General features: G+C 58.0%; 20 protein-coding genes. 9 read left to right on the top strand and 11 right to left on the bottom strand.

What is annotated here, in order from left to right; all coding sequences use genetic code 11:
* Positions 1 to 7: 7 nt before the first annotated feature.
* Complete coding sequence (locus GSF67_RS12980; RefSeq protein ID WP_006310942.1) at positions 8 to 733, top strand: outer membrane lipoprotein carrier protein LolA; 726 nt, start codon at positions 8 to 10, stop codon at positions 731 to 733.
* A 160-nt stretch (positions 734 to 893) separates the two neighbouring features.
* Positions 894 to 1,697, top strand: a complete 804-nt coding sequence (locus GSF67_RS12985) for an exodeoxyribonuclease III (RefSeq protein WP_006310943.1) — start codon at positions 894 to 896, stop codon at positions 1,695 to 1,697.
* Positions 1,698 to 1,712: 15 nt separating this feature from the next.
* Here the strand turns inward: GSF67_RS12985 and GSF67_RS12990 are convergent, their stop codons facing one another.
* Positions 1,713 to 2,168: a cyclic nucleotide-binding domain-containing protein gene (locus tag GSF67_RS12990; protein WP_006310945.1), complete on the bottom strand. Its 456-nt coding sequence runs from the start codon at positions 2,166 to 2,168 to the stop codon at positions 1,713 to 1,715.
* A gap of 139 nt (positions 2,169 to 2,307) precedes the next feature.
* Positions 2,308 to 2,991: a response regulator transcription factor gene (locus GSF67_RS12995; protein ID WP_003492637.1), complete on the bottom strand. Its 684-nt coding sequence runs from the start codon at positions 2,989 to 2,991 to the stop codon at positions 2,308 to 2,310.
* A gap of 183 nt (positions 2,992 to 3,174) precedes the next feature.
* On the opposite strand from GSF67_RS12995, the gene GSF67_RS13000 reads away from it, so the two are divergent.
* Positions 3,175 to 3,678 (top strand): L,D-transpeptidase, encoded by a 504-nt coding sequence (locus GSF67_RS13000; protein WP_128821962.1) that lies wholly within the window; start codon positions 3,175 to 3,177, stop codon positions 3,676 to 3,678.
* Positions 3,679 to 3,750: 72 nt separating this feature from the next.
* Here the strand turns inward: GSF67_RS13000 and GSF67_RS13005 are convergent, their stop codons facing one another.
* Positions 3,751 to 4,320, bottom strand: coding sequence for a CarD family transcriptional regulator (locus GSF67_RS13005; protein ID WP_003505223.1), 570 nt, complete (start codon positions 4,318 to 4,320; stop codon positions 3,751 to 3,753).
* A gap of 541 nt (positions 4,321 to 4,861) precedes the next feature.
* On the opposite strand from GSF67_RS13005, the gene GSF67_RS13010 reads away from it, so the two are divergent.
* Together GSF67_RS13010 and GSF67_RS13015 are read left to right on the top strand one after the other, a co-directional pair.
* Positions 4,862 to 9,622 carry an NAD-glutamate dehydrogenase gene (locus GSF67_RS13010; protein WP_006310947.1) on the top strand — a complete coding sequence of 1,587 codons (4,761 nt, stop codon included), beginning with the start codon at positions 4,862 to 4,864 and terminating at the stop codon, positions 9,620 to 9,622.
* Positions 9,623 to 9,723: 101 nt separating this feature from the next.
* Complete coding sequence (locus GSF67_RS13015) at positions 9,724 to 11,100, top strand: MFS transporter (RefSeq protein ID WP_006310948.1); 1,377 nt, start codon at positions 9,724 to 9,726, stop codon at positions 11,098 to 11,100.
* A 58-nt stretch (positions 11,101 to 11,158) separates the two neighbouring features.
* On the opposite strand, the gene phaR is transcribed toward GSF67_RS13015, so the two are convergent.
* Complete coding sequence (gene phaR, locus GSF67_RS13020; RefSeq protein WP_003520279.1) at positions 11,159 to 11,734, bottom strand: polyhydroxyalkanoate synthesis repressor PhaR; 576 nt, start codon at positions 11,732 to 11,734, stop codon at positions 11,159 to 11,161.
* Positions 11,735 to 11,976: 242 nt separating this feature from the next.
* On the opposite strand from phaR, the gene GSF67_RS13025 reads away from it, so the two are divergent.
* The 4 genes from GSF67_RS13025 (at position 11,977) to bfr (ending at position 15,081) form a co-directional block, all read left to right on the top strand.
* Complete coding sequence (locus tag GSF67_RS13025) at positions 11,977 to 13,158, top strand: acetyl-CoA C-acetyltransferase (RefSeq protein WP_006310951.1); 1,182 nt, start codon at positions 11,977 to 11,979, stop codon at positions 13,156 to 13,158.
* 169 nt (positions 13,159 to 13,327) lie between these two features.
* Positions 13,328 to 14,053 carry an acetoacetyl-CoA reductase gene (gene phbB / locus GSF67_RS13030; RefSeq protein ID WP_035214733.1) on the top strand — a complete coding sequence of 242 codons (726 nt, stop codon included), beginning with the start codon at positions 13,328 to 13,330 and terminating at the stop codon, positions 14,051 to 14,053.
* Positions 14,054 to 14,318: 265 nt separating this feature from the next.
* Positions 14,319 to 14,630: a bacterioferritin-associated ferredoxin gene (locus GSF67_RS13035; protein WP_006310953.1), complete on the top strand. Its 312-nt coding sequence runs from the start codon at positions 14,319 to 14,321 to the stop codon at positions 14,628 to 14,630.
* A complete protein-coding gene (bfr, locus tag GSF67_RS13040; protein ID WP_006310955.1) occupies positions 14,596 to 15,081 on the top strand; it encodes a bacterioferritin in 486 nt (161 codons plus the stop codon). The genes GSF67_RS13035 and bfr overlap by 35 nt, the downstream gene beginning before the upstream one ends.
* 42 nt (positions 15,082 to 15,123) lie before the next feature.
* Here the strand turns inward: bfr and GSF67_RS13045 are convergent, their stop codons facing one another.
* From GSF67_RS13045 to GSF67_RS13075, 7 genes are all read right to left on the bottom strand, one after another.
* On the bottom strand, positions 15,124 to 15,636 hold the full coding sequence (locus GSF67_RS13045) for an RNA pyrophosphohydrolase (RefSeq protein WP_010972555.1): 513 nt from the start codon (positions 15,634 to 15,636) through the stop codon (positions 15,124 to 15,126).
* A 46-nt stretch (positions 15,637 to 15,682) separates the two neighbouring features.
* A complete protein-coding gene (locus GSF67_RS13050; RefSeq protein ID WP_006310961.1) occupies positions 15,683 to 16,882 on the bottom strand; it encodes a divergent polysaccharide deacetylase family protein in 1,200 nt (399 codons plus the stop codon).
* A gap of 62 nt (positions 16,883 to 16,944) precedes the next feature.
* Positions 16,945 to 18,273 (bottom strand): S41 family peptidase, encoded by a 1,329-nt coding sequence (locus GSF67_RS13055; protein WP_006310962.1) that lies wholly within the window; start codon positions 18,271 to 18,273, stop codon positions 16,945 to 16,947.
* On the bottom strand, positions 18,263 to 19,660 hold the full coding sequence (locus GSF67_RS13060; protein WP_010972557.1) for a murein hydrolase activator EnvC: 1,398 nt from the start codon (positions 19,658 to 19,660) through the stop codon (positions 18,263 to 18,265). The genes GSF67_RS13055 and GSF67_RS13060 overlap by 11 nt, the downstream gene beginning before the upstream one ends.
* A gap of 159 nt (positions 19,661 to 19,819) precedes the next feature.
* The gene (gene rlmH / locus GSF67_RS13065; RefSeq protein WP_006310964.1) at positions 19,820 to 20,302 is read right to left on the bottom strand and encodes a 23S rRNA (pseudouridine(1915)-N(3))-methyltransferase RlmH; all 483 of its coding nucleotides are present in this window, start codon (positions 20,300 to 20,302) and stop codon (positions 19,820 to 19,822) included.
* 158 nt (positions 20,303 to 20,460) lie between these two features.
* Positions 20,461 to 20,907 (bottom strand): ribosome silencing factor, encoded by a 447-nt coding sequence (gene rsfS, locus GSF67_RS13070; RefSeq protein ID WP_035214713.1) that lies wholly within the window; start codon positions 20,905 to 20,907, stop codon positions 20,461 to 20,463.
* 93 nt (positions 20,908 to 21,000) lie between these two features.
* The gene (locus GSF67_RS13075) at positions 21,001 to 21,624 is read right to left on the bottom strand and encodes a nicotinate-nucleotide adenylyltransferase (RefSeq protein ID WP_176072027.1); all 624 of its coding nucleotides are present in this window, start codon (positions 21,622 to 21,624) and stop codon (positions 21,001 to 21,003) included.
* Positions 21,625 to 21,627: the final 3 nt, after the last annotated feature.

Raw genomic sequence — 21,627 nt, forward strand, 5'->3', positions numbered from 1 at the left:
TCACGTCATGAAGCCGCCGCCTTTTATGCGGACAATCGCTGCGATGAAGGAGAACAGAATGAACGATCTGACCACCGGCGAAACGGCCAATGCAAGCACTGCGCAAAATGGCGTGACGCGGCGTGGGGTGCTGACGGCATTTTCCATGGCTGCGGTGATCGCCGGCCTGTCGCCGCTTAACGCATTTGCCCAAGCAGCCGGCAATGGCGCAACCGCGCAGAAAATCGCCAATCACTTCTCTTCGGTCAAAACCATGATGGGCGAATTCGTGCAGTTCGGCCCGCGCGGGGAACAGACCGGCGGCAAGTTCTACATTGAACGGCCCGGCAAGCTTCGCTTCAATTACGAAGACCCCTCGCCCATGCGCGTCATCTCCGATGGCAAGAATGTCGTCATCGGCAACATGAAGCTGAAGACATGGGATCTCTATCCGCTTTCGAAGACCCCGCTCAGCCTGCTTCTCTCCGACAAGATCGATCTCGGCAACCAGAAGGTCCGGGATGTGAAGGAAGAATCCGACCTGACCACCATTGTCCTCGGCGACAAGAGCGTGTTCGGCGATTCGACCATTACCCTGATGTTCGATCCGAAAACCTTCGATCTGAGGCAATGGACGACCACCGACGCCCAGAACAAGGACACGACAGTCATGATCTTCAACGTCCAGACCGGCGTGAACCTCGATGAACGGGTCTTCAACATTAATTATGAGGAAGTACGCAAGCGCGGCTGACGCTGTTTGCCCACACAAGCTCTTCGAAAGGCGGCTCTCAGGTCGCCTTTTTTATTTTGCCGCTAAAACACATTCCCGTTTTCATCGCGATGTTATAAGCCTGCGCCCCGAAACCATACCTTGAGGCTCTACCTCAAGGCGATAGAAACGGAGCCCATGTATGTCGTTTTCGATAACCACCTGGAACATCAACTCGGTCAGGCTCAGAATGCCGATCGTCGAGCAGTTTCTGGTGCGTTATAAACCCGACATTCTCTGCCTGCAGGAAACGAAATGCCCGAATGGCGAGTTTCCGATGAAACCGCTGAAAGCGCTCGGTTACGAGCACGTCATCATCCATGGTCAGAAAGGCTATCATGGTGTGGCGATCGCTTCGAAAATCCCGCTGACCGAAGACCACAGGCAGGATTATTGCGGCATCGGCGATGCCAGGCATATTTCCGCGATTTTCCAGGTCGGATCGCGCCGCGTGCGGCTGCATAATTTCTACGTTCCGGCTGGCGGCGACGAGCCGGATCGGTCGATCAATCCGAAATTCGGCCACAAGCTCGATTTCATCGAGGAAATGAAGGCACTGCGCGCCGATGGCGTGCCCGGGACCTCCTCCATTCTCGTCGGCGATCTCAACATCGCACCGCTCGAAAATGACGTGTGGTCACATAAGCAGCTTCTGAAGATTGTCAGCCATACACCCGTCGAAACCGAAGGCATGCTGGATATCATGAAGAAGGGCAACTGGCTCGATCTGATGCGCCTGAACGTGCCGGAGACGGAAAAGATCTATACGTGGTGGAGCTACCGCGCCAAGGATTGGGAAGCCGCTAACCGCGGCCGCCGTCTCGACCATATCTGGTCCTCACAGGACCTCGGTTCCTCGCTTGAAAAAATCGAGATATTGCGTGAAGCCCGCGGCTGGAACCGGCCATCGGACCACGTCCCCGTCACGGCTCATTTCCGCTTCTGAACGCTAGAGCCGGCTTCAGACGAAGCGGTTCTGCAAACGGGCTGCACCCGCCGCCAGCGCCGCAATATTGTCGCGAATACGCGCCGACACGATATCGGCAACCTCAGGAAACTCCTCCACCAGCCGGTGAAAGAGGATGCGCGTTATCCGGATGACTTCGGAGTCTTCCACGGCAATGGCGGTGAACTTTCTTTCACAGAGGGTGAAAAGCGCGAGCTCCGAAAGCAGCGCACCCTTGCCGGGCGTTGCCTGCAACAGGGGTTTGCCATCTCTACCAGCCGTGAACAGTTCGAAATGACCCGATGTCACGGCAAAGGCGCATTCAGCCGGCGAATGTTCCCGGAACAATGTCTGCCCGGCCGATACACGGCGGCGTTCCGCACCGAAGGCGATAAGCCGCAACTGATCGTCGCTGAATCCCGCAAATAACGGCACTTGCCCCAGCAGAATGATATCGTCCGTCAAGGCCATGTCGATCACTACTCCGGAAAGCCGCCTGCATTACTATAGCGGTTTTCCAATATCGGTCGTCAAAATACAAGACGTTGAAACGCCGCGCATCTTTTCAGGAGGCGCGGCGTGAGTTTTGCGGCGATGAACGAGCCCGATCTCAGGGAACGATCTTGTAACCACCGTTCTCGGTCACCAGGATTTCGGCGTTGGAAGGATCCCGTTCAATCTTCTGGCGCAAACGATAGACATGCGTTTCGAGCGTATGCGTCGTCACACCGGAATTGTAACCCCAGACCTCTTCCAGCAGAACATCGCGCGTTACCACCGCGCTGCCGGCACGGTAGAGATAACGGATGATCGCCGCTTCCTTTTCCGTGAGACGGATTTTCTTGCCGTCTTCGGTCGTCAGCAGCTTCTGGCTGGGCTTGAACTGATAAGGACCGACGGTGAAAACCGCGTCCTCACTCTGTTCATACTGGCGCAGTTGCGCCCGGATGCGCGCAAGAAGCACGGCGAAGCGGAACGGCTTCGTCACGTAGTCGTTTGCGCCTGCTTCCAGCCCCAGAATCGTATCGGAATCGGTGTCGTGCCCGGTGAGCATGATGATCGGTGCCTTGAAGCCGCCCTTGCGCAACAGCTTCACCGCTTCGCGGCCGTCCATATCAGGAAGGCCTACATCCATGATCAAGAGATCGACCTGGGCGGTTTTGGCAGTCTGCATCGCCTGCGCGGCGTTTGCGCCGCTCAACAGCGAGAATTCCTCATAGGGAGATAATTGCTCGGTCAGCGTCTCCCGAAGATCGTCGTCATCGTCCACCAGAAGGATAGTGCGAGCCGTCATTCGGATTCTCAGCCTTTCTTACTTTAATCGTCAGCCAATTCAGCGATTTGCCGGTAAAAGGTCAACCCATTGCCATCACATGATGAAGTGCTATGACTTCACGTTAAATAACCTGCAAAGCAAAATCTCGTGAAAAACATGAGCAAACCTCCCCCAGAACAACGTAAACGCGTATCGACGCTCATGGTTCGGCCGGCTCCCATGAAAATCAGCCGGGCGATCGTCCAACTTGGGCATCTCACCTTTCCCGCCGCCATCGGGCGTAATGGCCGCACCATGCTGAAACGCGAGGGAGACGGGAAATCACCGATTTCCATCACCCGCCTGCTGCACGGATTTTATCGTGGCGATCGCATGTCCGCGACCGCAACGGCATTGCCGATGCAACGGACGTCAAAGTCCATGCTGTGGTGCGACGAGCCCCGCAATCCCAATTACAACAGGCTGGTCAAGGCACCCTTCACGCCAAGCCATGAAGAAATGATGCGCAAGGATAGCCTCTATGACATCTGTCTCGTGTTGGACTGGAATATCACCTCGAGAAGCCGCAACCGCGGCTCGGCGATCTTCATGCATATGATCCGGCCGGGATACGAGCCGACCGCGGGCTGCGTTGCCCTCCACCCCCGCGACATCAGGCGCATCCTGCCCCATATGCGCAAGGGAACGAAAATCCGTATCCTGTGATGTGCATGCAGCCACGCAAGCAACAAAAAACCCGCCATCAAGGCGGGTTTTTTTAGAAGGAAAAGGCCGTGATTAAGCGGCTTCGTCCTGAGAATCGTCCTCTTCAACGGTCTTGCCACGCTTGGGGCCCTTGGCAAGGTTGACTTCCACCAGGCGGACAGCCTCGGTTTCGGACATCTTGTTGACGGCGGCGATTTCGCGCGCCATGCGGTCGAGAGCAGCTTCGTAAAGCTGACGCTCGGAATAGGACTGCTCCGGCTGGTTTTCAGCGCGGTAGAGATCGCGTACAACTTCCGCAATCGCGATGAGATCGCCGGAATTGATCTTTGCATCATATTCCTGCGCGCGGCGCGACCACATGGTCCGCTTCACACGCGCCTTGCCCTGCACCACTTTCAGCGCCCGCTCGACAAAATCGCCTTCGGAAAGCTTGCGCATGCCGATGCTGACGGCTTTGGCGACGGGAACCTTAAGACGCATCTTGTCTTTTTCGAAATCGATGACAAAAAGCTCAAGCTTCATGCCGGCGACTTCTTGTTCCTCGATGGCAGAAATGGTACCGACACCATGAGCGGGATACACAATCGCTTCACCGGTTTTAAAGCCGTGATGTGCTGGAGATTTCTTCTGCTGGGTCGTCATTCGTTCTAAAAACTCCCTGTTACATACCCGGGGATGCCGGGGTTGGGTCGGTCAGGCCCTGATGAGACGGGGGAACCGTCAGGTGACTCCGCACTGGTCCAGCCGTGCACGCAAAAAAACACCTACCCGTCTTACGGGGTTCGATAACGTAAACGCTCGATATGTCACGGAAACCGCGTGCAAAAGAGGTGTTGCTTTCGTGGTGTTTTTGGGCACACAAATGCCACGCTGTGGATCAGTATCGTTGGTGTACCACAAAAATAGGTGCAAATCAATAATTTGCTTCGACCGTGGCCGCAACATCACATGGCAGCTCTAGAACCGCCTAAAATTTAGCCGCTAAAATACTGTAAAATGCTTCGCGACAGACCCTCATGGCAAAAGAAGCAAAAAAATTTCACTTACCGACTGAAGAAACACGAAAGCCTCTTAAACTCTTCGTAATTCCACGCCAATATCCGATTCGACTGAAAAGGCAAAATCCGTAAATTGGCGGTGCTTTTTTATATTAAAGTGTGATTTTTGGAGGAATCCACGTCAAATGGGCTACAGAAACAATCCAAAACGCGAAAAACAGATCGAAAAAGCGCGCCAGCAGGCAATTGCCGAAAATGTCCAATTTCTTGATCCAGGTATTCTTTATGGAAGGGCAAGTGCCGACGATATAGAATATTATTCCGCGGAGATGCTGGCAGCGAGTGCGGCTCACAGTTTCGAGGCGCTTTCGCACTGGACCGGGGATGCGCCCCACATCAGCATCACCACGGTGGAAGGCGTTTCGCCGCGGGATATTCCAGTCACGGTTCTGACGATTATCGGCCGCAACATGCCCTTCCTTTACGATTCCGTGATGGGCGAAGTCACCAGCAGCTATCGCGGTCTCTATCTGGCGGTCCACCCAATCCTCGTTCGCGATGACGAAGCGCAGGCCGGTTACCGCCTTGCCGAGCCCGAGGACGATCCCGCTGAGAATATCAGCCTTATCCAGCTGCATATCGCGCCGCTGACGCCGCAGGCCGCCTCAGCGCTGGAAGAGCGGCTGCGCTTCGTGCTGACACAAGTGCAATCCGCCTATCGCGACTGGCGGCCGATGCTGGCGAAGCTCGATGAAGCGCTGGATGAATTGTCGAAGCGTGGCTCGTCGCGGCGCAAGACCGAACGTACCGAAGCTGTCGAATTCCTCAACTGGCTCCGCAACGACAATTTCACCTTCCTCGGCATGCGCGACTACACCTATTCCGGCAAGGGAAAGAACGCGAAGATCGAACGCGGTGATGGCGTCGGTCTCGGCAGCCTCAGCGACCCGGATGTGCGCGTTCTGCGTCTCGGCAAGAATGCGGTGACGACAACCCCTGAAATTCTCGCCTTCCTCGACGGTCCGGATTTCCTCATCGTCACCAAGGCCAATGTGAAGTCCATAGTCCATCGCCGCGCCTATATGGATTACATCGGTATCAAGCGCTTTGACGAGGACGGCAATGTCATCGGCGAATTGCGCATCGTCGGCCTTTTCACCGCCACTGCCTATACGCGCTCGGTCAAGCAGATACCGCTGCTGCGCGCCAAGGTCGCCGACGTCGAGCGCCATTTTGGCTTCGACCCCAACAGCCATTCCGGCCGTATCCTGCAAAACACGCTGGAAGCCTATCCGCGTGACGATCTCTTCCAGATCGAGACCGACCTTCTGATCCGCTTCATCGAGCAGATCATGGAACTGAGCGATCGTCCGCGCGTGCGGGTGCTCGCACGTATCGACCGTTTCGACCGCTTCGTCTCCGCCATCATCTTCGTGCCGCGTGAGGAATATAATTCTTACGTCCGCGAGAAGATCGGCGATTATCTGAGCAGGGTTTATGACGGGCATATCTCCGCCTATTATCCCGCCTTCCCCGAAGGGGCGGTCGCCCGCGTGCACTTCATCGTCGGCCGCACGGAAGGCAAGACGCCGCGCATCGCTCAGGACAAGCTGGAAGATGCCGTCAGTGATATTGCGGCACGCTGGATAGACCATTTCGTCGCCCTCTCCGAACCGGGCGCGCCGGTACTGGACGTCGATCAGGCCTATCAGGAAGCCTTCACGCCCGAAGAAGCGATCGGCGACATGCCGGACATTCTGGCGGCCGCCAATGGCGAGCCGGTCCGCATTGAATTCTACCAGCAGGAAGACCAGTCGGCCGACACGCTGTCGCTGAAAATCTTCCACCGTGACGGCCACCTGCCGCTTTCACGCCGTGTGCCCCTGCTTGAAAATCTCGGCTTCAACGTCATCAGCGAACGCACCTTCGATATTGGTGTCGTTTCAGAAGGCGAAAAGCGCGACATCGTGCTGCATGACATGGAACTGTCAATCGCTGCCGGCACGACGCTCGATCTCCCGCACTACGGACCGAAACTCGAGGAAGCCTTCCTTGCCGCCTTCTCCGGTAAGGTGGACAATGACAACTTCAACCGCCTGATCCTTGCCTGCGGCCTGAACGTGCGCGAAGTCTCCGTGCTGCGTGCCTATGCCCGTTATCTGCGCCAGACCGGCATCGTTTATTCGCAGGAGCACATTTCCGAAACGCTCTATAAATACCCTGACATTTCCCGGAATATTTTTGCGCTATTCAAGGCTGGCTTCGATCCGTCTATCGAAGAAAAGAAGCGGGTGAAGAAACTCGCGGAGATTCACAAGGCGATTGAAGCGGCGCTGAGCGGCGTCCCCAATCTCGATGAGGACCGCACGCTGCGGCGTTACGTCAACGCCATCGATGCGACGCTGCGCACCAACTACTTCCAGAAGAATGCCGACGGCACCCCACGTGACCTCCTGGCATTCAAGTTCGATCCGAAACACCTGGATGGCCTGCCCGATCCCCGCCCCTTCCGCGAAATCTTCGTTTACGGCACCGAGGTCGAAGGCGTACATCTGCGCTTCGGCAAGGTGGCGCGCGGCGGTCTGCGCTGGTCGGATCGTGGCCAGGACTACCGCACCGAAGTGCTCGGCCTCGTCAAGGCGCAGCAGGTGAAGAACGCGGTCATCGTGCCTGTCGGTGCCAAGGGCGGCTTCTTCCCGAAGAACCTGCCCGCCGGCGGCTCCCGCGACGAGGTCTTTAATGCCGGTCGCGAGGCCTACAAGACCTACATCCGCACCCTGCTCTCGATCACCGACAATATCGTTGACGACGCCATCGTGCCGCCGGCCGATACACTGAGGCTGGATGGCGACGACCCCTATTTCGTCGTTGCCGCCGACAAGGGAACGGCCACCTTCTCCGATACGGCGAACGGTCTTGCCCATGAAGCCGGTTTCTGGCTGGACGATGCCTTCGCATCGGGTGGTTCCGCCGGTTATGACCACAAGAAGATGGGCATCACCGCCCGTGGCGCATGGGAAACGGTAAAGCGCCATTTCCGTGAAATGGATACCGATATCCAGACCTCGCCATTCACCGTGTCCGGTGTGGGCGACATGTCCGGCGACGTTTTCGGCAATGGCATGCTGCTGTCGGAAAAGATCAGGCTGATCGCGGCCTTTGATCACCGCGATATCTTCATCGATCCAGACCCGGATACCGACAAATCCTTTGCCGAACGCAAGCGGCTTTTCGAACTGCCGCGTTCCAGCTGGCAGGATTATGATCGCTCGACCCTCTCGGCCGGCGCGATGATCATCTCGCGTTCCGAAAAATCGGTGACGTTAACGCCGGAAGCCGTGGCCGCCATCGGCCTCGACAAGTCTGTCGCCACACCCTTCGAGATCATGACCGCCATTCTGAAGGCGCCGACCGATCTCCTCTGGTTCGGCGGCATCGGCACCTACATCAAGGCGGCGGTGGAAACCAACGCCGAGGTGGGTGACAGGGCAAACGACCCGATCCGCGTCAACGCCACGGAGCTGCGCGCCAAGGTCATCGGCGAAGGCGCCAATCTCGGTATCACCCAGAAGGGCCGAATTGCCTATGCGCTTGCGGGCGGGCGTTGCAACTCCGACGCCATCGACAATTCGGCAGGCGTCAACTCCTCCGACGTCGAGGTGAACATCAAGATCGCACTCGCTTCCGCCGTCAATAGCGGTCGCCTGCCGATGTCGAAACGCAACCAGCTTCTCGCTTCCATGACGCCTGATGTGGCGCAGCTGGTGCTGCGCAACAACTATCTGCAATCGCTGGCGATCTCGCTGACGGAGCGGCTGGGACTGGCGAACCGTGAGGAGCTCGGCCGCCTGATGGGTGCGCTGGAGGCAACAGGGCAGCTGAATCGCAAGGTGGAAACCCTGCCTAACAATGCCGAATTCAGCGAGAGGTATGCCTCCGGCAAACCGCTGACCCGGCCGGAAATTGGTGTGCTTCTCTCCTATGCCAAGCTGACACTGTTCGATGCGCTGGTGGCAAGCCCGCTTCCGGATGAGCCCTATCTCCAGCATCTGCTGCTCGACTATTTCCCGGCCAAGATGCAGAAGAACTATGCTGATGATATCAAGGCGCATCGCCTGCACCGCGAGATCGTCGCAACCGCGCTCGCCAATGCCGTCGTCAATCGTGGTGGTCCGGGCTTCGTGCAGAAACTCGCCGATGCGAGCGGACTATTGGCGGCAGACGTCGTGAAAGCGGCAGTCATTGTTGAAGATGGTTTCGGTCTCAAGCGCCTTTGGGCGGAGGTCGATGCACTTGACGGCAAGGTCGGCGGCCAAGTCCAGAACGGGCTTTATGCAACGATCACCCGCATCTTCTCCGATGCAAGCAGGCTTTACCTGCAAACCGGCAGCGCCAGTGCGGCAACGGGTGACATGACAAGCGAGATCGATCGTCTGAAAACCGCGATCAAGACGCTGTCGCCGGCAGCGGCGAAATATCGCCGCGAGCTTGGCGTCACGGAAATAGCAGGCGTGCCCTCCGCTCTTCTGGAAGAGCTGGATACGCTTTCCCTGCTGGTTTATGTGCCTGAAATCATGCGCATTGCCGAAAGTGCCGGCACAACGCTTGCCCGCGCCGCCGAAAGCTACGCCACCGTGTCCTCGACCTTCCGTGTTGCGCGTCTGCTGGATGCCAGCCAGCGCATAACACCAGCGGATCATTATGAGAGTCTGGCTCTCCTGCGCAGCCAGGACCAGATTTCCTCATCAAGACGCCGCATCGTCATTTCGGCTCTCACCGAGTATGCGAAGGAAAAAGACCCGGTTCAGGCCTGGTATGCGGCTGACCGCGTGCGCGTCAACCGCATCGTCTCCGAGCTCGGCGCGCTCAGCGAAAGCGGCGACACCAACCTCGCGCGCCTTACCGTGGCGGCGGGGCTGCTTGGCGATATTGTTCAGGCACGCTGAGCGGAATCTCAAAAACGTCATCCGGGTCATCGATCCGGGTGGCGACCAACGACGTGAACGGCCAACATCACGAACTTCCCGATTATCCGATAGGACGATGAATGACTGTCCCCTCCCAGAACGCGGAAACAGTGGTTGCCAAACGCGGCATCTGGGGCTGGGTCATGTTCGACTGGGCGGCGCAGCCGTTTTTCACTGTTGTCACCACCTTCATTTTCGGTCCTTATTTCGTCGCCCGCCTCACCGATGATCCAATTTCGGCGCAGGCGACGTGGAGCAACATGGCGACGGTTTCTTCGATCATCATCGCCCTCTCCTCCCCCATCCTCGGCTCCATCGCCGATCAATCCGGCGCCCGCAAACCGTGGATCGCCTTTTTTGCCGTCATCAAGATCGTCAGCCTGTTTTTCCTCTGGTTTGCAGCGCCGGGGTCGCCGATCATCCTACCCATCATCTGCATGATCCTCGCTTCCATCGCCGCGGAATTCTCGATTGTCTTCAACGATTCCATGATGCCGCGACTGACCAATCCGCAAAATGTCGGACGCATCTCCAATCTTGCCTGGGGGCTCGGTTATCTCGGCGGCATGGTGGTGCTGATTGCCGTGGTGACGCTTCTCGCCGCCAACCCGCAGACGGGGCTGACGATTGCCGGCATCAAACCGCTTTTCGGTCTCGACCCCGCCACCGGCGAGGATGCCAGAATAACCGGACCGCTTGCCGCCCTCTGGTATCTCGTCTTCATTCTGCCGATGTTCCTGTTGACCCCCGATGCCGAAAAGGGTCTGCCCTTTGCAGCCGCGATCCGCTCTGGACTTGGGGAACTGAAGATTACGCTCCGCGAACTCCGTTACCGCCCCGTGCTGTTGCGGTTCCTGATCGCGCGCATGCTTTATCAGGATGGCGTCAATGGCGTGCTCATCCTCGGCGGGGCCTTTGCCGCCGGCATGTTCGGCTGGGCGACGATGGAAATCGGTCTCTTCGGCATCCTGCTCAATGTCGTTGCCATCGCGGGCTGTTTTGCCGCCGGGCGACTCGATCAGAAACTCGGCTCGCGCATCACCATCCTCATCAGCCTGGTGCTGCTGCTGCTGGCCACCATCGGCATCGTCTCCACGGAAAAGGGCTCCACCCTGTTCGGCTGGGTGCAATTATCGACCGCGGATAATGGCGGCATCTTCGCGACAGGCGCGGAAAAAGCCTATCTGCTCTATGGCGTGCTGATCGGCCTTGCCTTCGGCCCCGTCCAGGCCTCGTCACGCTCTTATCTCGCGCGCAATATCACCGTGGCGGAAGCGGGCCGTTATTTCGGCATCTATGCGCTTTCCGGGCGCGCCACGAGTTTCATGGCAACGGTGTCGTTTTCCATAGCAACCACTATAAGCGGCTCCGCCCATATCGGCATGGCGACGCTCATCGTGTTCCTGGGGGCTGGGTTTCTGCTTCTGCTGCGCGTGCCGGAGAAAACGGCAGGCTGAAAGTCTGGAGCAGCAGCCGATGCGGTTGTTCAATCCAGCATCGGCCCGAAAGACAGGATCAGAGCTGGTCGAGTTTTTGCTGCAATGCGCGCAGTTGCGCCTTCAGCTCATCGATTTCGGACGCATTCGGCTTGCGGGTTTCCTTCGGCGCCTGCGGCATTGCGAAAGGCGTAAAACCCTGCATCGCCTGCCGGAAGAGTTCCGTGTTGCGGCGAATCTGCTCCTCCATCATCTGCAGCGGCGCCTGGAAGTTGCGGGCAAGCGAACCGTCACCGAAAGCTTTGGCCATATGCTCCTGCATCTGGCTCTGCTGATCGGAGAATGTTTTCATCGAATGTTCGAGAAATGTCGGCACGACCATCTGCATCTGGTCGCCGTAGTAGGAGATCAATTGCCGCAGAAACGCCGTCGGCAGCAGCGTATTGCCGGTTTTGGCCTCCTGTTCGACGATGATCTGCGTCAGCACCGCGTGGGTGATATCCTCAGACGACTTGGCGTCTTGAACCTTGAAGTCCTCGCCGCGCTTAACCATCTGCGCCAGGTCGTCGAGCGTCACATACGTGCTCGTGCCGGTATTATAGAGCCGCCGGTTGGCGTATTTTTTAATGATTGTTTCGCCGTCGTGTTTCGCCATGCCCGCCTCCTCGCGATGATGGTATTTTCTTGTTTTTGTTTTTCTTGCTCTTCCCGGCGCAAAGTGTATGCGCAAAATACGCTGTCTGACAAATGTTTTGTGCATCGCAACAGTTTGTTTTTTGCGCAGCAATTTTTTGAAAGATTCCGACGTGATTTAGCAACATCTTTTAAAGCAACTTTCGGCATTTGACTTGTATTGAAAGCTTTGCCAGTCTCCGCCCGCATGTGAGGAGATGAGAAATGACCCTGCCTTCAATCGTGATTGCCAGCGCCGCGCGCACCGCCGTCGGCTCTTTCAACGGCCACTTCGCCAACACGCCCGCCCATGAACTTGGTGCCACCGTCATCAGTGCGGTGCTGGAACGCGCCGGCATCGCGGCCAATGAAGTGGATGAGGTCATTCTCGGCCAGGTGCTCACGGCAGGCGAGGGGCAGAACCCGGCGCGGCAGGCAGCAATGAAGGCCGGCATTCCGCAGGAGGCAACTGCCTTCGGCATCAATCAGCTCTGCGGTTCGGGCCTGCGCGCCGTGGCGCTGGGCATGCAGCAGATCGTGACGGGGGATGCGGCCATCATCATCGCCGGCGGCCAGGAATCCATGTCCATGGCGCCCCATTGCGCCCATCTACGCGGCGGCGTGAAGATGGGCGACTTCAAGATGATCGATACCATGATGAAGGACGGTCTGACCGACGCCTTTTACGGATACCCGATGGGCATCACCGCCGAAAACATCGCCCGCCAATGGCAGCTTTCCCGCGATGAGCAGGACCAGTTCGCAGTCGCATCGCAGAACAAGGCCGAAGCCGCGCAGAACGCCGGTCGCTTCACTGACGAGATCGTGGCTTTCACGGTAAAGGGCCGCAAGGCCGATATCGTCATCGATGCGGACGAACATATCCGTCATGGCGCATCGCTCGAAACCATGGCCAAGCTGCGTCCCGCCTTCGACAAGGAAGGCACGGTCACGGCCGGTAACGCCTCCGGCCTGAATGACGGCGCAGCCGCCACGCTTCTGATGTCGGAACAGCAAGCGGCAAAGCGCGGCATCAAACCGCTGGCGCGCATAGCCTCCTGGGCAACGGCCGGCGTTGATCCGCAGATCATGGGCACCGGTCCCATCCCCGCCTCCCGCAAGGCGCTGGCCAAAGCCGGCTGGTCGATAAACGATATCGGCCTTGTCGAGGCCAACGAGGCCTTTGCCGCCCAATCCTGCGCGGTCGTGCGCGAGCTGGGCCTTAACCCTGACATCGTCAACGTCAATGGTGGGGCGATTGCCATCGGCCATCCAATCGGCGCTTCCGGCGCTCGCGTCCTGAACACCCTGATTTTCGAAATGCGTCGCCGCAACGTGTCGAAGGGTCTCGCAACGCTCTGCATCGGCGGCGGCATGGGTGTCGCCATGTGCATCGAGGCGCTCTAAAAACCCTCGAACGGCTTCCCAAAAGCAATTCCGATTCGCCAGACAATAGGGTAGAAGCGGCCTCCCATTGGCCGTATTTCTATGGCCGTTGAGCACAACGAACGAGTTCCGCAATAGTTGGGAGCGCTAGCATGTTGAGGCGCTTCGTTGACAGGTCATGGAGGCCGATATGAGCCGGGTTGCTTTGATTTCCGGCGGGACGAGCGGCATAGGTGCTGCAATCGCCCGCGCCCTGCAGGCAGCCGGCTACCGCGTGGCCGTCAACTACGCCTTCACGACGGACAGGGCCGAAGCATTCCAGAAAGAAACCGGCATCCCGGCGTTTCAGTGGGATGTTCGCGATTATGACGCCTGCGTCGACGGCATAACGAAGGTTGAGAAAACCTTCGGACCGGTCGAAGTGCTCGTCAATAATGCGGGCATCACCCGCGACGCGATGTTTCACAAGATGTCGCCGCAGCAATGGCGAGAGGTGATCGACACCAACCTCACCGGCGTCTTCAACATGACACACCCCGTCTGGCCGGGCATGCGCGAGCGCGGCTTCGGCCGCATCGTCAACATTTCCTCCATCAACGGCCAGAAAGGACAGGCGGGACAGGTCAATTATTCCGCCTCGAAAGCGGGTGATATCGGCTTCACCAAAGCGCTTGCCCAGGAAGGCGCCAGCCGCAACATCACCGTCAATGCCATCTGCCCCGGCTATATCGGCACGGAGATGGTGCGGGCGATACCGGAAAAGGTTCTGGCGGAACGGATCGTGCCGCAAATTCCCGTCGGACGCCTGGGTGAACCGGAAGAAATCGCGCGTTGCGTCCTGTTTCTCGTGTCGGACGAGGCGGGTTTCATCACCGGCTCCACGATGACAGCCAATGGCGGGCAATATTTCGCCTGAGACAGCCCGTCCTCACCATCCGGCCGGACGCCGATGGTAAAATTTTCGTGATAATGATGCTGGATATTTTGTTGCGCACAAAAACTTGAACGCAGAATACCGCAATAAGCAACTGCTAAACCAATGAAAATACGAGGGTTTTCGTATAGTTTAGAACGAGTCTAGAGAGCTTGCCGTCGCACTATTGGAGGTTTTTCTTGACATTTGCTGTCCTGTTTTGGTTTAAGAATGAAAACAACGTGTTGCGTCATACAGGCAGTCCATCATGCTGGTTTGCAGCTGCAATTACATTACCGATCACGATATCCGGGACGTCATCAACGAACTCCTCGATGAGGACTGTTGGCAGCTTATCGTTCCTGCAAAAGTGTATCATGCCATGGAAAAACGCGGTCGCTGCTGCGGCTGTTTTCCGACCGTTGTCGACCTGATCATCAAAACCACGGAAGAATATCACGCCCGTCGCCACTCGACTGAGGCCGATGTTTTTGATTTTATGTCCCGCTTGAAGCGATTCCATGAAGAGAACAGGAGAGCGGACATTGAAAGGCGACACAAAAGTCATCGAGCGGCTTAACGAAGCCCTTTTTCTAGAACTCGGTGCAGTAAACCAGTATTGGCTTCACTACCGGCTTCTGAATGATTGGGGTTTCACCAAGCTCGCAAAGAAGGAGCGTGCCGAATCCATCGAAGAGATGCAGCACGCCGACAAGATCATTGATCGTATTATCTTCCTGGAAGGTCATCCCAACCTCCAGACTCTGGCTCCGCTGCGCATCGGCCAGAACGTCAAGGAAGTGCTTGAAGCCGACCTGGCTGGCGAATATGACGCACGGACTTCCTACAAGAAATCGCGTGATATCTGTTCCGAGGCTGGAGACTACGTCTCCATGAAGCTGTTCGAAGCCCTGCTGATCGACGAGGAAGGCCATATCGACTTCCTCGAAACCCAGCTCGAGCTGCTCGGCAAGATCGGCGCGGAAAAATACGGCCAGCTCAACGCCGATTCTGCCAACGAAGCGGAATAAGCACTGGCGCCAGAACGAAAAAGGCGGCCTTGGCCGCCTTTTTTATTTGCCGGAAAGGTGCTGGAACTCTGCCACGACCTTTTCATAGACCGCCCGCTTGAAGGGCACGATCAGTTCCGGAAGACTTTCCATCGGCTTCCAGTCCCAGGCGTCGAATTCGGCCGAATGTCCGGTGGGCGGCGGATCGATCTGGATTTCGCTTTCATCACCCTCAAAGCGGAACGCGAACCAGCGCTGCGCCTGGCCGCGATATTTGCCCCTGAGGCCGATACCGATCAGTTCGGGCGGCAGATCATAGTGAATCCAGTCGCTCGCCTCCGCAAGCAGGGTCACAGTCTTCATGCCCGTCTCTTCGTAGAGTTCACGAATGGCAGCCGTCAAAGGCCGTTCGCCATCATCGATGCCACCCTGCGGCATCTGCCACAATTGCGGCGAGCCATCATATTCGGAGTTGCCCTCCTTGATGCGCCGGCCGGCCCAGACGAGGCCCTGAGCGTTCAAAACCATTATTCCCGCACAGGGACGGTAAGGCAAATCTTCTGCTTTGATTGTCATGGGAAACCCGCACTGTCTCAGCGCCGGAAACGGACGCAGGCAAGGTTTACTGCCCCGCCTGCCCAGAAACAAGCGCAGAAATGCCGACAATCTCGATGCCGCGCCCACCAGCCTCGCGTGACCATTTCGAGATCGCCGCAATGCTCTCATCGAATGCCGAGGCCACCCCGATCGCCTGGCCGTTGCGGCGCGCAATCCGCTCCAGATCGTCCAGCTTACGCAGAATGGAGGCTTCGGTGACTTCACCGTCAAGCAGAACATCCGCGAAACCCTGCGGCGCGGAAATGGCTTTCGCAATCCCGCCGCTCAGCGACTGCGCCGAGGAGCCATCATCCAGAAACAGCAATCCACGTTTGCCGATATCTCGCATGACCGGCTCCAGCGCGGACTGTTCGGCCAGGAAACGCCCGCCAAGATAATTCATGACGCCGGTATAATTGGTGATTTTCGCCATGGAGCGATGCAGCCGGTCAATATTGACCTTGGCAGGGTCGCCCGCCAGCAAGGTGTCAGGACCGGGGTTGGTGCCGGGATAACCGAAGGGTTCCAGCGGTATCTGCAGAAGGATCTCATGCCCCTCACGGCGCGCGTCCTGCATCCAGCGCTGCAGGCTGTTGCCGCTGGCGGCAAAACCAAGCGTTACCTCCGGCGGCAGATCCCGGATCGCCTTTTGCGAACCTGTCTGGCTGAGACCGAGACCGCCGACCACAATTGCCACCCGGGTGCCGCGTGCGCCGGACCATGGCCGCGCATATTGCTCCATCGGCCGCAGGCCATCCGTGCCGACAACGGGCAATTGACCGAAGGTGGTTTCCTCCAGCAGCTCCTCATTGGGCCGCGTCGCCATGCGCGGATCCTGGCCATAGGTCTGGCCGCTCATCAGCACAGGGCCGTCACTGTCACGGGGCCGGGGAGAATAAACCGATACGACATTACCATCGGGCAAAGTCGCCCGATTGATATTGGCGCCGGAGCGACCGCTTTGCGGCTGCAGCCCGGCGGTGTCACCAGCAGCAGGCACATCGACCTGGGCCTTTTCAGGGGCCTTTTCGGCAAGCTGCGGCTGTCCATCCGGTCCGGCCGCCGTTTTCTGCAGATTACCGGGCGACAGCGCCGTGTAGATGGACAGGCCACCGATCGACAGAACGGCAAGCACAGACAGAAGCGTAATGACGGAAAAGCGCCGGTTGATACCGGCGCTTTTTTTCTGACGACCCAGAAGCGGTTTTCGCAGGTCCGAAGACAATAAACAGTCCGTCCAAATGGTTGGGCAATGGAGAGAACGCGCCGGCGAACCAGCGCATCATCTTACTGCTTGTTGACCACAGCCTTGTCCGGGTTCGGCGGGAAAGACGGATCCGTCTTGGCACCGCGCAACAGGTCCAGCGCATAGTTGAGCTGGATGTCGTCCTTTGCTTCCGGCGGGACGTAGGCGGAAGAACCAGAACCCTCGTCGGTCTCGCTCTGGCCTTTGATGTGACCGGAAAGGCTGGATTCGCCTTCAGCCGTCACACGGCCCTGCAATTCTGCCGGCAACGGCTGCTCCACCTTGATATCGGGCTCGATGCCCGTACCCTGGATCGACTTGCCCGACGGCGTGTAATAAAGCGCCGTGGTCAGGCGCAACGCGCCCGCTTCACCGAGCGGAATGATCGTCTGCACCGAACCCTTACCGAAGGAGCGCGTACCGACCACGGTCGCACGACGCAGATCCTGCAACGCACCCGCGACGATTTCCGAAGCCGAAGCCGAACCGCCGTTGACGAGCACGATCACCGGTTTGCCATCGGTCAGATCGCCGGCCGTCGCATTGAAGCGGCGAGTCTCATCGGGATTGCGGCCACGGGTCGAAACAACCTCACCGCGCTCGAGGAAAGCGTCGGAGACATTGATCGCCTGATCGAGCAGACCACCGGGGTTGAGGCGCAGGTCGAGGACATAGCCCTTCAGCTTGTCGGCCGGCACATCCGCCTTGATCTTCTTGATCGCCTTTTCGAGATCGTCATAGGTCTTCTCGGTAAAGGAGATGACGCGCAGATAACCGACATTGTCCCCCTCGACGCGAGACTTGACGGCCCGCACGGCAATCACGTCACGCACGACGGTGAATTCGAGCGGCTTGTCGGCACCCTTGCGGATCACCGTCAGCTTGATCGGCGTCTTGACGGCACCGCGCATCTTTTCGACGGCCTGTTCCAGCTTCAGGCCGCGAACCGGCGTACCGTCGATTTCCGAAATATAGTCACCGGCGAGAATGCCTGCACGCGAAGCCGGTGTGTCGTCCATCGGCGAGATGACCTTGACCAGCTCGTTCTCCATGGTCACTTCGATGCCAAGACCGCCGAACTCACCCTTGGTCTGAGTGCGCATGTCGTTGGCATCCTTGGCATTCATGAAGCTCGAATGCGGATCGAGCGAGCTGAGCATGCCGTTAATGGCATTTTCAACCAGCTTCTCGTCATCGGGCGGCGTCACATATTGTGCGCGCACGCGTTCGAACACGTCGCCAAAAATCGACAGTTCCTTATAGGTCGAAGGCCCGGCCGCCTGTGCCGGCATGCTCGCCGAATAAATCACGCTCATCGCCGTGGCGCCCATAAGCCCACCGATAAGGAGAAGCGAAACCTTACGAATCATTGTGCGCCCTTCCGGTATTTTTTGCGGTCCACCATGGTTGGGAATCAACCGGCACACCATCTTTCCTGAACTCAATGTAGAGCGTTGGCCGGTCGGTTTCCAGCGCCAATGCTGCTGCACTCGCTACTCTTTTTGCACCCATGGAGGCGATGGGCTCTCCGGAGAACACAAACATGCCCTGTCGCGTCCTCACATTGTCCATGCCCGTCATCACCACATGATATCCGTTACCCGTATTGAGGATGATCATCCGGCCGTAACTGCGAAAATCTCCGGCAAACACCACGAAGCCATCCGCAGGCGCTGTCACGATGGCTTCTGGTCCGCTCGCCACAACAATTCCCTTGGAAAAGTGGCCCGTACCATCCGCATCGCCGAAGCGCCGCAACACCTCGCCGGTAACCGGAAGCTCCAGCTTTCCCTTCAAACTCGCGAAGGGATATGCGGGCGCAATGCGGTTTTTATCGGGCATTCCGGCCTCGGCCGCAGCACGCTCCTTCTCGCGTTCCGCTTCGGAAAGACGGGCCAGGCGCTGCTCTTCCGCCCGCGCCTTTTCCATCGCCTCACGCACCGAGGTAATCTCGCCTTCAAGCGAGCTAACCAGTCCCTCAAGGCTCGTCGCCTTGCCCGCAAGCTCTTCAGATCGCTTGCGTTCCGCCTCCAGCTGCGCCGCCGTCTGGGTGTTCTTGCGGTCGTTTTCGGCAATCAGCAGGTCGAGGCGTTTTTCCTCTTCCAGACTTGCCGTCATCATACCCGTAAGATCATCCTTTTCGCGAGCGATTGCCTGCCTGACATCGGTCAATTCTTTGAGAGCGGCGACCAGCTTGTCGGTTTCACCACGAATGCCGGGCACGACTGCGCCGAGAAGAATGGCACTACGGACCGAAGCAAGCGCGTCTTCCGGCGAAACAAGAAGGGCGGGGGGCGGGTTTCTGCCCATTCGCTGCAACGCCGCCAGAACCTCCGCCAGCACGCCACGTCTTTCCCGCAGCGATGCCTTGACGTCATCCTCGCGCACAGAAAGCTTGGCCAGACGATCTTCGCCGTCACTGATCTTGGCTTCCAGCGCTTTGCGCCGGGCGGCCGATGCGATCAGTTCTTCGCGGATGCGGGCGCTGTCCTGATTGAGGGAAGCGATGCTTTCCTCGAGCGTCCTTGTCTTGTCCTCCGAGAGGCCGATGCTGTCGACCAGCTCTTCCAGATCCTGCCGGTTCTGATCCCGACGCTTTTCCAGCGCCTGAAGCGCGGCGGGGGACGAATCGTCGGTCGCCGCAGGAACGGCTCCCGCATCATCACGCGCATGAACAGGGCTACCACCTAAAACGAAAGCAGCAATAACCGCGCCCGCAAGGGCAGCGTGCCGTTGTCGTTGAGGCTCAGTATCCATTTGAACTTTCTTTGCTGCCGAAGCGGAAGCGCCGATATTACGGATTTTGTCGCGATCTTCCAAGGGGCCTGAAAAAGGCTGCCGTCAAAGTCCCTTGCAGCCAGCGGTGTTGCGGAGTTTCATGTTGAAATTGAGACGATTTTTGGAATCGAAACCCGTTCAAACGCGGTGGTAGGGATGGCCGGAAAGGATGGTGACGGCGCGGTAAAGCTGTTCGGCAATCAGGATACGAACGATCTGATGCGGCCAGGTCAGCTTGCCGAGATTGAGAACCGCCGTCGCCTTGTCGTAAAGCGCGGGATCGAGCCCGTCTGCCCCGCCTATGGCGATCACGAGGTCACGCTTGCCGCTATCGCGCAGATCGCCAAAAAACGAAGCGAAGGCAGGACTATCAAGGGCTTTCCCGCGCTCGTCCAGCAAGACGAGGACTGGGCCGTCAGCCAGATGTTTTTCCAGCATCGCCGCCTCTTCGCGCTTGCGGGTCTCGGCATTGGAAGCACGGCTTTCGCCCACCTCGATCACCCGGGAAAACTCCAGCCCGATCGCCGGGCCGGTCTTGGCCAGACGCTCGATATAACGGGCCGCAAGATCCTTTTCAGGGCCGGATTTCAGCCGTCCCACCGCAAAAATTGAAATCCGCATCGCAAACCTGCATTCGTCGTGACCAACAGGGTCCCGCTCTTAACAGCATAGCCTGTGGATTCCTATGCGGCCGGTCTGATTTCCGGCCAGAGACACCTTTTCCGAAGTCAGGCGTGACCTTCGGCAAACACGATGCACTCGATCAAAGGCTCACCGCATCAATGCAGCGTTTCTTCCGACATTTCCGGCGTCGCCCACATTTTTTCAATGTTGTAGAAGGCGCGGATTTCCGGACGGAACACATGAACGATGACATCGCCGGCATCGATCAGCACCCAGTCTCCGGTCTCCAGACCTTCGACGCGGGCGTTGCCGAACCCCTCATCCTTCATATCCTTGAGAAGATGTTCGCAAATCGCCGAAACGTGCCTGTTCGATCGCCCGGAGACTACGACCATGTAGTCAGCAAGCGCCGATTTTCCGGCAATGTTGAGAGATACGATATCTTCAGCCTTGGAGTCCTCGAGGCTCGCGAGGACGGTTTCGAGGGCATGATCGGCGGCATCGTCGCCACTGTCCTGGCCCTTCGGGATAGCAACAAATGCTTTTCCCTTGGTGTGTACTGTTGTCAGAGGTTTTCCCTTTCCAAGAATGACAAAACAGATACTGGGCGACGCGATTCTCTGCGCCGCTTTATGAAGGTGGCATCAAAGCATTAACTTTTCAAGATATGGACCCTTCAACGACCGCCGCATACATCATTTGTGATTATTGCGCAGTGCCGTGGAGCTGAGCGTCGAACGCGGACCGTGGATAAAGACCCAGGCGGGAGCCCGTTTTTTCCATAAAACCCCCGCATCGTCCTCGTCTATCCGCGCCTGGCTGAAAGCCTGCGCCATGGTGGAGGAGAGATAGGACAGCGTGGAACCCGGCCGGTCGATCACCGCAATGGGAAAGGTCTCGGCAATCTCTCGCCATTTCTGCCAGCGGTGGAAGCTTTTTAGATTGTCGGCCCCCATGATCCAGATGAAGCGAACATGCGGATTTTTCGCCTTCACCTTGGCAAGCGTATTGGCCGTATAGCTGATGCCCAGCGATTTTTCGAAGGCCGTTACCTTGATGCGCGGATCACTCACGAGTTTTTCGCAGGCAGCTATACGGTTTTCAAGGGACGCCAGTTCGGAACGGCTTTTCAGCGGATTGCCCGGTGTGACCATCCACCAGAGCTGGTCGAGACCCAAGCGGCGCAGCGCGATCTCGGCCACCAACGCATGGCCGGCATGCGGCGGATTGAAAGAGCCGCCGAACAGGCCAACAACCATGCCGCGCTCCGCATGCGGCATGGTGAGATAACGTCGGTCAAGGCGCTTCTCAGTCGGCAAATA

Origin of the sequence: Agrobacterium sp. CGMCC 11546 (assembly GCF_013365515.1) — a bacterium.
In the GTDB taxonomy this organism is placed as follows: domain Bacteria; phylum Pseudomonadota; class Alphaproteobacteria; order Rhizobiales; family Rhizobiaceae; genus Agrobacterium; species Agrobacterium fabrum.